The organism is Bacteroides sp. AF20-13LB (genome assembly GCF_003603065.1).
Classification (GTDB): domain Bacteria; phylum Bacteroidota; class Bacteroidia; order Bacteroidales; family Bacteroidaceae; genus Bacteroides; species Bacteroides uniformis.
This window is the reverse complement of the sequence record NZ_QTMH01000005.1, coordinates 30837-40746: the sequence shown is the minus strand read 5'-3', so window position 1 is coordinate 40746 and position 9910 is coordinate 30837. Positions and strand designations below refer to the sequence as shown.

Annotated in this window: 12 protein-coding genes; 10 read left to right on the top strand and 2 right to left on the bottom strand. The window is 46.4% G+C overall.

What is annotated here, in order from left to right; translation table 11 throughout:
• The first annotated feature begins 3 nt into the window (after positions 1–3).
• Genes DWX62_RS06645 through DWX62_RS06620 form a run of 7 tightly spaced genes read left to right on the top strand, consistent with a single transcriptional unit; the run spans position 4 to position 2874 of the window.
• Positions 4–771 (top strand): 3'-5' exonuclease, encoded by a 768-nt coding sequence (locus tag DWX62_RS06645; protein ID WP_008860772.1) that lies wholly within the window; start codon positions 4–6, stop codon positions 769–771.
• Positions 768–1127 carry a hypothetical protein gene (locus tag DWX62_RS06640; RefSeq protein ID WP_009316565.1) on the top strand — a complete coding sequence of 120 codons (360 nt, stop codon included), beginning with the start codon at positions 768–770 and terminating at the stop codon, positions 1125–1127. The genes DWX62_RS06645 and DWX62_RS06640 overlap by 4 nt, the downstream gene beginning before the upstream one ends.
• The gene (locus tag DWX62_RS06635; RefSeq protein ID WP_009316566.1) at positions 1096–1617 is read left to right on the top strand and encodes a hypothetical protein; all 522 of its coding nucleotides are present in this window, start codon (positions 1096–1098) and stop codon (positions 1615–1617) included. Before DWX62_RS06640 ends, DWX62_RS06635 begins: the two co-directional genes overlap by 32 nt.
• Positions 1598–1756 carry a hypothetical protein gene (locus DWX62_RS21900; RefSeq protein WP_008860769.1) on the top strand — a complete coding sequence of 53 codons (159 nt, stop codon included), beginning with the start codon at positions 1598–1600 and terminating at the stop codon, positions 1754–1756. Before DWX62_RS06635 ends, DWX62_RS21900 begins: the two co-directional genes overlap by 20 nt.
• A 3-nt stretch (positions 1757–1759) precedes the next feature.
• Complete coding sequence (locus DWX62_RS06630; protein WP_004322861.1) at positions 1760–2059, top strand: hypothetical protein; 300 nt, start codon at positions 1760–1762, stop codon at positions 2057–2059.
• 22 nt (positions 2060–2081) lie between these two features.
• Complete coding sequence (locus tag DWX62_RS06625; RefSeq protein WP_008860768.1) at positions 2082–2288, top strand: hypothetical protein; 207 nt, start codon at positions 2082–2084, stop codon at positions 2286–2288.
• Positions 2281–2874: a DUF6549 family protein gene (locus tag DWX62_RS06620; RefSeq protein WP_008860767.1), complete on the top strand. Its 594-nt coding sequence runs from the start codon at positions 2281–2283 to the stop codon at positions 2872–2874. Before DWX62_RS06625 ends, DWX62_RS06620 begins: the two co-directional genes overlap by 8 nt.
• A gap of 288 nt (positions 2875–3162) precedes the next feature.
• Here DWX62_RS06620 and DWX62_RS06615 read toward each other — a convergent pair whose 3' ends face one another.
• A complete protein-coding gene (locus DWX62_RS06615) occupies positions 3163–4221 on the bottom strand; it encodes a LuxR C-terminal-related transcriptional regulator (protein WP_018665648.1) in 1059 nt (352 codons plus the stop codon).
• Positions 4222–4525: 304 nt separating this feature from the next.
• Between DWX62_RS06615 and DWX62_RS06610 the strand changes: the two genes are divergently transcribed.
• Genes DWX62_RS06610 through DWX62_RS06600 form a run of 3 tightly spaced genes read left to right on the top strand, consistent with a single transcriptional unit; the run spans position 4526 to position 7816 of the window.
• Positions 4526–5746 carry a DUF3575 domain-containing protein gene (locus DWX62_RS06610; protein ID WP_117677902.1) on the top strand — a complete coding sequence of 407 codons (1221 nt, stop codon included), beginning with the start codon at positions 4526–4528 and terminating at the stop codon, positions 5744–5746.
• Entirely contained in the window at positions 5743–6663 is a 921-nt protein-coding gene (locus DWX62_RS06605) for a DUF5119 domain-containing protein (protein WP_117677901.1), read from the top strand. Before DWX62_RS06610 ends, DWX62_RS06605 begins: the two co-directional genes overlap by 4 nt.
• Positions 6664–6706: 43 nt before the next feature.
• Entirely contained in the window at positions 6707–7816 is a 1110-nt protein-coding gene (locus DWX62_RS06600) for a fimbrillin family protein (RefSeq protein WP_117677900.1), read from the top strand.
• A 213-nt stretch (positions 7817–8029) separates the two neighbouring features.
• Here DWX62_RS06600 and DWX62_RS06595 read toward each other — a convergent pair whose 3' ends face one another.
• Positions 8030–9388: a transposase gene (locus DWX62_RS06595; RefSeq protein ID WP_117677899.1), complete on the bottom strand. Its 1359-nt coding sequence runs from the start codon at positions 9386–9388 to the stop codon at positions 8030–8032.
• Positions 9389–9910: the final 522 nt, after the last annotated feature.

The window sequence follows — 9910 nt, the reverse complement described above, 5'->3', positions numbered from 1 at the left end:
GATATGGCACCCAAGACAGAACAGAAGATATATGTAGGCATCGGGCTGGACTTCGAGACCGGAGGGCTGGACTGCCGTGAATGCGCCTGTACACAGATCGCCCTGCAAGCCGTCCGTTTCGACACATGGCAGGTATTCGACCGCTATCAGGCGTATATCGCCCCCTACGGGAAACAGGACGCGGGGCTTCCCCGACGCAAGGTGTTGCGTACCCGCCATGAACAGGCGAAAGAACCGGAATATGTCCCGATGAAGTACGAACAGACGGCATTGGACTATTCCGCCATTACCATGGAGATGCTGCGCACACAGGGTGTGGACATGAAGAAAGTCGCCGGAGAAGTCATCGCCTTCGCCAAACGCAGCACCCTCTCGAAGGGCTATCAGTGCAAGCCCGTGCTGGTCGGACAGAACATCGCTTTCGATATCGGATTCCTGCAACAGCTGATGAACTATGCCGGACTGGCCGCCGAGTTTGAAAAGACCTTTTCCGGTACCAAGGACTATTACGGCAACTTCCAGCCGCACTACATCGACACGCTTGTCATGGGACGGTTGGCTTTTGCCGCTGATCCGGAGGTTACTTCGTATAAACTGGAACTGGTAGCCTCAAAATTGGGGGTGGAACTGGACGATGCCCACGATGCGGCTGCGGATGTGACGGCCACGCTTGACATCCTGGGGGTCTATACCTCCCGTCTGCGCCAGACGGAAGGGGCGGCAATCGCTACGCAGAAGAAAGAGAAAACCCGTAAATATTTCAAGATATGAGTATGGACACGAATAAGGAAGCCCAAGGCATTGACCGGGAACAGATTCCCGAGACCATTACATTCCGTACGGCGGACCGGATGACCTACGGGGCGCTGGGCTATGACGGGAACGAACTGATGGCGTTCATATCGGGCTACGACCTGGAAATCAAGTTCAACCTGCGGCTCATCAACTCGCTAGCGGATGCGGAGGCGTGTGCCGATGCGTTGGCCCAGGTATTCTATGACGCATTAATGGAGCAGTTGCTCAATGAAAAGGCGGATTTTGTAAAACCTCCGGGATACAAACCCGCTACTCTTTCAGAAAAGGAAGGAAGAACCGATGTCAGACAAGATAACGAACACGCAGGATAGGCCGGAAGAGAAACCGCTCACGGAGCAGGAGCTGCAATTCTGCAACCTCTATGTGAACGGCGGGCTGGAATATGCCGGACGGCCGAAAAAATGCTTTGTGGAGGTATTCGGTGAGGATACGGTGAAGAACCCGTATGCTTCGGCCAATTACCTGATGAACAAACCGCATGTGCTGGCACATATCAAGGCATTGCTCTCCTCGGAACGGTTCGAGATGGAGACGATGGCTGTAAAGCTGCAGGTGACCGAGACTCTCAAGGCAATCATGGACGAGACGGCCACTTCGGACTATACAGACCGTTTCGGTGTGCCGCTCTCTCCGGCACCGCTCAGGGCCGTGTCGGTCAATGCCGCCAAGGCGCTGATGGATATCTTCCCCATCAGGCACAAGGAGGAGAACCGCCTGCGTATCGAAGGCAGCGACGGCAATGTTATCTTCAATGTAATCGTACCCCAAAATCCTGTAAAAGATGGCGAAGCGGAAACGTAAAATCACTAAGGAAGAAATCGCCTGGTGGGTCTATCTGGCGATGATGATCGCGCTTGTCATCTATGGGTTCCGGGATAGTGCGGCAGCCGAGACTCTGCTGAGGGCTATCAGGGACGCATTCTCACTTTTAATGGAATAAGATATGGAACAACTCAAAGAATTTGTAATGAAGTACTTCAAGATCATTGTCGTGGTACTCTCGTTCTCGCTGACACTGTACATACAGCATGTCAACAACACCGCCCAAATTGCAGAACTGGAAACCAAATGTATCGGTTTGGAAGTGGAAATCAAGAACCAGTATGACCGTATCAACGCCATGAAGCTGGACAAGTCCGTGTTCGAGGCAACCATGATGCAGCTCAACACGGTACAGAATGACCTGCACGAAATCCGTGCCGATATCCGTGAACTTCTCAAATGTCAGGGAACGCACAAGTAAAAACATCGTGGAAAGACCAGTTATGAAAAAGAATGCATACGTTACCATCATCGCTTCGCCTGAACTCTCCGAAATGAGGTTGGACGAACTGGTCGGTCGCCGTGGACTGGTCGTTGAAGACCTCCCGCAGAACCGAAAAAAGAACCGGGGCGGCCTTGTATTGTTGGAAGAAATCTATATGGATGAATTTCTGTGGTTCATCCCCGAAGAATCAGTATCATATGAGTAGATTAAACAGAATACTTCTGGCAACGGTGTTGCTGCTCTGTAGCATCCTCTGGCTGCAGCACCGGCGGACAATACGCCTCACGGAAGAACGCGACCGATTCCGCATGAACAGCACCGCACTGCTTTCCGATGTGAAGCGGATGCAGATCGATTCAGCGACGATGGTCCTCGATGCCAAGGCATTGCGGCTGACTATAGATGAGTATAAAGAGTTCCGTGCCAAGGATGCCGAGACCATCGAAAGGCTAGGCGTGAAAATCAGGAACCTCGAAGTGGCTGCACGGCATGAAGTCGAAGTGAAAGCCCCGATAGATGCCGCCATCCGTGACACGCTCATTATCCGTGATACCGTTCCACTGCTGCGGCAGAAGGTGGAGATGGTTACACCGTATATCCAACTTACCGGGTTGATCGAGAACAAACGGCTCAAAGGCGACATCAAAGTTCCGGTAACCCTCAATCAGGCGGTTTGGGTAGAATACAAGGGATGGTGGTTCTGGAAGCGTGTAAAGGCTATCCATCAGTCCATTTCCAGTGACAACCCGTATGTGGAAATCAGGTATTCGGAATATATACGCATACAGTGAAAGAACATGTGTCTTTTATATGTGAAAAGTTCCTGTGACGCCGGTGCGCCAAGGGACTTTTTGCTTTTAGATGTGTTAAAGGCAGATGAATATTCATGCAATGGTTTCCCCGGGATTAGTTTTCAGGTGAAAAATTAAATAACAGATATATTACAATTGACGTGACGACCTGAATGTCCCCCGGATGAATGTTCGGGGGATTTTTTTTCTTTTGGGCGTTCCCGTGGGACGGTCGGGCTTTACGTTTCAAGTCCTCGCCTAAAGGCTGTGGGCTTTACTCTGCAATCCCTAACGCATGGCTGAAAAGTCCTCTTGCCGGTGTTCTTCTTCATACAGCCTCATGCGTTCTTGTAATGCTTCTTTTAAATTGTCGCTTTTTTTCAGTCCGAGTTTGGCACGTATGTTCGCTCGTTGGCTGGTTATGTTTCCGCTACTCCGATGTAATAATTCGCATATTTGGCTGACGGTCTTGTCTTGCAGTATTAAACGGCAGATGTTTAATTCGGACGGGGATAAATTGGGATATATTCTCCTGATTGTATCAAGTTTACTTTTTTCCTTTTTCTGGTATGCGGCAAGGGCTGTAAAAAGATTTTCTTTGGATTGTTCCCCTATTATGTTTAACAGGGAGCTTGTCTTTTCTTCCGGGTTATTCTCGCTTAACAACTCGGCGAACGCGAATAGTTCTTCCTTTTTCATTTGGAGACGTTTCAAAAGCATTTCCTCTTCCTCTTTTAGCAAGTTGCTACTTTTTAGCAAGCTGCTGATATTACTGTGTAAGGATCTTCCTAATAAGGGGATCATGGTGTATATGATGATGATCAAAGGCAGATAACTGTATAGGAACGGTTCGTCGGTGATAAGTGTGCAGATTGTATAGGAAGCTATGGTAAGGGAGGACAATAGGATGGAGATATTACTCATATAGGCACAGATGGAAAGCATGGTAAATAAGAGAGAGATAGTAATGTTACTCATTATCAATGCTCTTTGATAACTATATTCATATCCGCTACATATTGAGCAATAAATTATTTCGATAAAAATCTCGATATGTATGGCTATCAGTATAATGGAAAAGGTCGTGGTCAGATTTACTCTCTTTTTAAAATAAGCGAGAGTGCACATAATGATAAACAGGAATAATACGCTGTTAATATAATAAAACTGTTCATTGGGAAATGGAACTGAATATATGTATATGGGTGCGCATAAGACCAGCATGAGCAGGGATAGATGAAAGACTCGTTTTTGTTGATACGTTATTATCATTTCTCTTTCTTTTTTGTCGTAAGTTTGAGTTTTTATTGAACTTAGAAAAGAGGCGGCTTTTGTGCTGAATATCATGTATTTTATTGTTTTAAGTGTTATTAAGTATGATGTTTCTTGCAAAGATAACTGTTTTTTTTGTATGTTTAAGTACTTTTCTTTATGATGTTAAGTATTTTTAGTTGTTGTGTAAGCATGATTGGCTGCTGTGGTAAGTGTTGTAGTTGTTGTGTGGTCGTCTTTTTAAGTATTTATAAGTTTAAAATACTTGTTTTTTGCTTTGGAGGTTGGTTTATAGATGTGTATTTTGCGGTCGAAATTCAAGGGGTGTAAAAGCCTGGGTTTGGATTGTCATATTAACAAATGATTAAATGACGAAAAGATGTTTTTTTATATTAAATGTGTATTGTTCGTGCTCGTGTTGAGTATAAGCGGAGAAATATCCGCTCAGGAGAAGCGTGATTCGGTAAGGATCTATTTTCATCAAGGAAAGGTAAATATAGATACATGTTTACTTGACAATGGGAACGAGATGGAGCGGTTTGCTAAAATCTGTTCCGCATTGAACGACTCCGTCCGTCTTATCAGGAAAATTCAAATAATAGGAGGAGCTTCCCCGGAAGGAGGGGGGCTGTTGAATGGAAGGCTGTCTGAAAAACGAGCAGAGGTTTTGTGGCGGTATATATCACCTTATATAAAGATTCCGGTATTGGAGATGGATTTTCATTTTTCGGGAAGTGACTGGAACGGACTTATAACGATGGTGAGAGCGGATGTGAATGTTCCGGAGAGGGAGGATGTCCTTCGTTTGTTGGAGAAGATCGTCCGTTTGGAAAACCAGGACAGCCCTTATTTGGGGGGAGAACTGAAAAGACTGAAAGGGGGGAGGCCATACTCATATTTGTATAAATTCCATTTTCCGAAACTTCGTTCGTCGATGGTGAAAATATGCTATGATAGTGATCCGATAAATCCCGTCAGAGATACGGTATATATACATACACGTGATACGTTGTGCATCCGTGATACCGTTACCGTCATAGCTCCGGTAAAGAAACGGCCGTTTTGCATGGCGGTGAAAACAAACTTGCTTTATGACGCTGTTTTGATACCTGACATCGGGGTTGAGTTCTGTTTGGGGAAGAACTGGTCTGTGGCCGGGAATTGGATGTATGCCTGGTGGAAAAGTGATCGGAAGCATAATTATTGGCGTATCTATGGGGGAGATGTGGAGTTGCGCCGCTGGTTCGGTCGGAGAGCGGTGGAAAAACCGTTTTCCGGGCATCATGTCGGATTGTACGGGCAGATCGTCACCTATGATTTCGAATTGGGTGGGAAAGGTTACTTGGGGGATAAATGGAGTTACGGGGGAGGCGTGGCTTACGGCTACTCGTTACCTGTGGGACATCGGTTCAATGTGGATTTCACGTTGGGAATCGGCTACCTTGGAGGATTGTACAAGGAGTACATCCCTTTGGACGGTCACTATGTATGGCAGACCACTAAAAAACGCTGCTGGTTCGGCCCGACCAAGGCGGGTATCTCTTTGGTGTGGTTGATCGGGCGGGGGAATTATAGCCGGAAGAAAGGAGGCAGGCAGTGATACTGATACGCTTTAGTCTGGTGTTCATATTTTTATGGATGGGACTGACGGCTTGTGAGCATAAGGATTTATGTTACGATCATCCGCACTTTGCCACGGTGCGGGTAGTATTCGACTGGACCAAGATTTCCAATCATGACAAGCCTGAAGGCATGAGGGTCGTATTTTATCCGACCGATGATGAAAGCAACACGTGGATATTTGATTTCCCCGGAGGAGAGGATGGGGAAGTGGAGCTCCCCGAGAATGATTACCGGGTAATTTGCTTCAACTACGATACCGACGGGATGGTTTGGAAAGAAAACGGCAGTTACACGCTTTTTACTGCCGATACGCGTGATGTTCGGTCGCCGGATAACCAGACAATGGCCGTCACCCCACCCTGGCTGTGTGGCGACCATATAGACAGAGTTATCCTCAAGGACATTCCGGAAGGAAGCACGAAGATAATACGGCTAACTCCCGTAAACATGGTATGTCACTACACGTATGAGGTGAACGGAATTCGGGGACTGGACAGGGTGGCGGATTTGCGGGCTGCTCTTTCCGGCATGTCCGGCTCGCTTAACATGTCCGGCGACAGTTTGCCCGCCGGTCTTTCGGAGAGCCTGCTCTTTGATGGAATGGTTTCACGGAATCAGATTATAGGCGGATTCTATACGTTTGGACATTCCGCACTTGAAGGAGAGCCCAATGTTTTCCGGCTGTATCTCAAGAACCGTTCCGGCAGCATGTCTGTATTGGAACAGGACGTGAGCGACCAAGTGCATGATGTCCCGGTAGCGGGGCATGTCGGTGATGTGCATCTGGTGTTGAATTTTGATTATGAGGTACCATCCGAGCCGGGAAGTGGCGGTCCGGGATTTGATGTGGACGTTGATGATTGGGATGATGTGAATGTGGATATAGTGTTGTAATCGAGTTTTATTAATTATATTTATTAACAATTTTATTCATTTTATGAAAAAAAGTACAGTAATGCTTTGGGCAATTTTTGGAGTACTACTGATGAGTTGCTCAGAAGAGGAGATTGCGAATGTGGAAACCTCCTCACGAAATGCGATTGGTTTTAACGTGTTAAGTAATGCGGCGGAAACGAGGGCTACCCCTACTACCAACACCAACTTGAAGAACACCGATTTCGACGTGTTCGCTTTTACGGCGGATGGTACTGCCTTCATGGGAAAGAACGACACGGAATTTGAACATGACGGAGTGAAGATCGTGTACAAAAATGGTAAGTGGGATTATGACGATGCGAACGACCTTCGTTATTGGCCTACCGAGGCTTTGGACTTTTACGCGTTCAATCCCGGAACGGTTAGTGAAGACATGATGGTGTTTTATAGTTGGGAAGCCACCAAGGATGTCCAAAAGATAAGTTATACCTGCATGGATGAGTATGGAGCCGGTACTCATGCAAACTACGACGTGATGTATGCCATGGCCAAAGGCCAGACAAAAGACATGAACAACGGAATAGTGAAATTTAATTTCAAACATATTCTGTCACAGGTCGTATTCAAAGCAAAGACCCAATACGATAACATGCAGGTGGACATCGACGTGATCAAGATTCATAATTTCAAATTTGCCGGCGCCTTCACATTGCCTGCGGCAGCCGATGGAACGGGAAGTTGGAGTTCGTCTGATTTAGCATTTCCACACGCATTTACCGTAGTGAAAAACGCAAACATCACGGTCAATAGCAATACCGAAGCTACCGATATTACCACAGATACTCCTATGCTGAATATACCACAGGAGCTGACTGCTTGGACTGTTTCCGGAGCCAGCAAAACCAAGAAGGGTGCCGACGATGCGAAGCAATGTTATCTGGAGATCGCCTGCAAAATCCGGCAGTCCGGAGCTTATCTGTTGGGTTCAGCAAGCGAATACAAAACAATTTATGTTCCGTTCGGAGATACATGGGAACAGGGCAAGCGTCATATCTACACGTTGATTTTCGGTGGTGGTTATACTGATCAGGGAGAGGCTGTGTTGAATCCGATCCAGTTTGATGCAGAGACAACAGGCTGGGTTAATGCGGCAAAAGACGTAAACGTTTAATTAATATCGTACCCGTTGGCAGGTTAAACTGTAGGGATATTCAGTAAATGTCCCTAAAAAATAAGATGGCATATGAAGATGATGGCGCATCATCACTTCCTATGCCATTTTTATTGTAGTTTTTCGTTGTTTTCTCACATAATTTTATCCGTCAAGACAAGACTTTCCTGAAGAAGTCTGATGACCTCTTTTGATTCTGTCAGTAAAATCATATCATACCGCTTTAACCGTCCTGTTCCTGATCTTGTCAATCATCAGTACGGCATTTGCCGTATGTATTCCGAAAAAGATCCACAGGATTTCCGTCTTCCTGTTCCGTGCCTTTATCCTTGAGAGCGAGTAATGCTGCTTCTGTGTGCCGAAGCTGCCTTCAAGCCGGGTAGCCCTCTCCCTTGAGAGTTCACTTCTGAGAACCCTTCTCAACTGCTCATCCTTTGCCGCCTTTCCCTTGCACACGAAGGAAGTGGATATTCCGTATTTCGTGCAAAACTTCCTGTTGGCATTGTTGGCGTATATGGAATCGGCAGCCACACATCTTACCCTCACGTTCATGAGTTTCTGCTGCATACGGATACAGTCCTTCAGACGTATACCCTCATTGAAAGCCTTGAACGAGAGGTGTTCGATGAACGATATGCCGTCTATCTGTATATTGTTCACTTTTGCACCGAACTCAACAGACTTGGTTTCCTTTCCCCTTACGATAGGACGTACATAATGGCGGTCAATGCTGACGATGCGGTCACTGACCTTCCGGCCTTCAAACATTTCCTTCTCCTGTACAAGGACCTTTCTGATGACGGACAGCCGTTTCCGGTAATCCGGTGTGTATCGGAGTGAGACACCGTACTTCCTATGGATTCCATCCCTCTGTATGAGGAGTTTTTCAAGAAGCCTGATCATACGGCGCTTGAGCATCCTTGTCCGTGAAACCTTCCTTTTTCTTTTCTTGCTGTAGGACAGATAAGACGCTTCCACATCCGCATATTTGTTGCGCGGACGCCTTATGCCAAGCTCCCCGCAATGCTGACAGATATGTCTGTGAAGCCATTCAATGCTTTCCCAAAGAAGTTTCATGTCCGTAGGAAAACGCATATGGCTCTCATAGCATGTGGCATCGCTCATGCACACGTGAAGGTTCTCAAGATAAGGTTTCCAGTGTGAGGCCAGCACTTCCTGGAGGAATTCAATGTCAAGACGGGATGCCATCTCATTGCGGATGGCACTGACTATCTTGTAGTTGGTTATGGGGAAGGACGGGTCTATCATGATTCCGCAGAACATCTGATAGTGTATGTTGCCGTTCAGATGTTCCACCAGCTGTCTGTCGGAGAATCCGGTGTAGGATTTCAGGAGCATGAGGGCAATCTTTGCCGAAGGGCTGAAAATGTTCCTGCGCCCCAGACGCTGTTCCGACAGGCCTGCGGCTTTTGCCATGCGTTCAAACGGGAACACTGAGTGAAGCCTGCCAAGCTCACTCTCATTAAAACTTTTGCGGTATTTTTCCAGAATATCAAATTCTGTAAAGCCCAAAGTTGGGTGAATTTCGGAAATATTTTGTATCTTAGCCATATCTTGGTTTAGGAATTTCCCCCACTTTGGATGCCAAACCTTAATTTCGGGGGAATACCTAAAGATACAAAAAAACCAGCTAATTCACAAAACTTTGTGTATGAATTAGTTGGCTAATTTTATACTATTTACTGAATCTCCCAACTGTAATCCGATATTCGTAGACCCGGAACGGGGCATTGAAAGCACTCTTGGAGTTTTTCATTTGTCAACAGGTTATTATCTTTGGATAGGTAGCTTTTTGACTTTGCTATTGGGCGAAATCGCATTGTTTGTATTAAAAAACAAAATAGGATGACTCACTATAATCTACTTCGTATTTTTCCATAAATGCAATCCTTGCCAAAAAGCAGTTTGTTCGGGTGGTTGTTTGGGCGTTCCCCCTTCGGGTCGGGCTTTCCGCTACAAGTCCTCGCTATGCTGTGGCTTTTCCCCTGCAATCCCTAACGTGGGTGAAAGGGTTTTCACTATCTTGCGCTTGCACTTTGACACACGGGGCTTCGGCTGTTCGCCGAAACTTCC

Coding starts and splice junctions, on each gene's coding strand:
- DWX62_RS06645 (WP_008860772.1), top strand. CDS start 4: ATGGCACCCAAGACAGAACAGAAGATATATGTAGGCATCGGGCTGGAC.
- DWX62_RS06640 (WP_009316565.1), top strand. CDS start 768: ATGAGTATGGACACGAATAAGGAAGCCCAAGGCATTGACCGGGAACAG.
- DWX62_RS06635 (WP_009316566.1), top strand. CDS start 1,096: ATGTCAGACAAGATAACGAACACGCAGGATAGGCCGGAAGAGAAACCG.
- DWX62_RS21900 (WP_008860769.1), top strand. CDS start 1,598: ATGGCGAAGCGGAAACGTAAAATCACTAAGGAAGAAATCGCCTGGTGG.
- DWX62_RS06630 (WP_004322861.1), top strand. CDS start 1,760: ATGGAACAACTCAAAGAATTTGTAATGAAGTACTTCAAGATCATTGTC.
- DWX62_RS06625 (WP_008860768.1), top strand. CDS start 2,082: ATGAAAAAGAATGCATACGTTACCATCATCGCTTCGCCTGAACTCTCC.
- DWX62_RS06620 (WP_008860767.1), top strand. CDS start 2,281: ATGAGTAGATTAAACAGAATACTTCTGGCAACGGTGTTGCTGCTCTGT.
- DWX62_RS06615 (WP_018665648.1), bottom strand. CDS start 4,221: ATGATATTCAGCACAAAAGCCGCCTCTTTTCTAAGTTCAATAAAAACT.
- DWX62_RS06610 (WP_117677902.1), top strand. CDS start 4,526: ATGTTTTTTTATATTAAATGTGTATTGTTCGTGCTCGTGTTGAGTATA.
- DWX62_RS06600 (WP_117677900.1), top strand. CDS start 6,707: ATGAAAAAAAGTACAGTAATGCTTTGGGCAATTTTTGGAGTACTACTG.
- DWX62_RS06595 (WP_117677899.1), bottom strand. CDS start 9,388: ATGGCTAAGATACAAAATATTTCCGAAATTCACCCAACTTTGGGCTTT.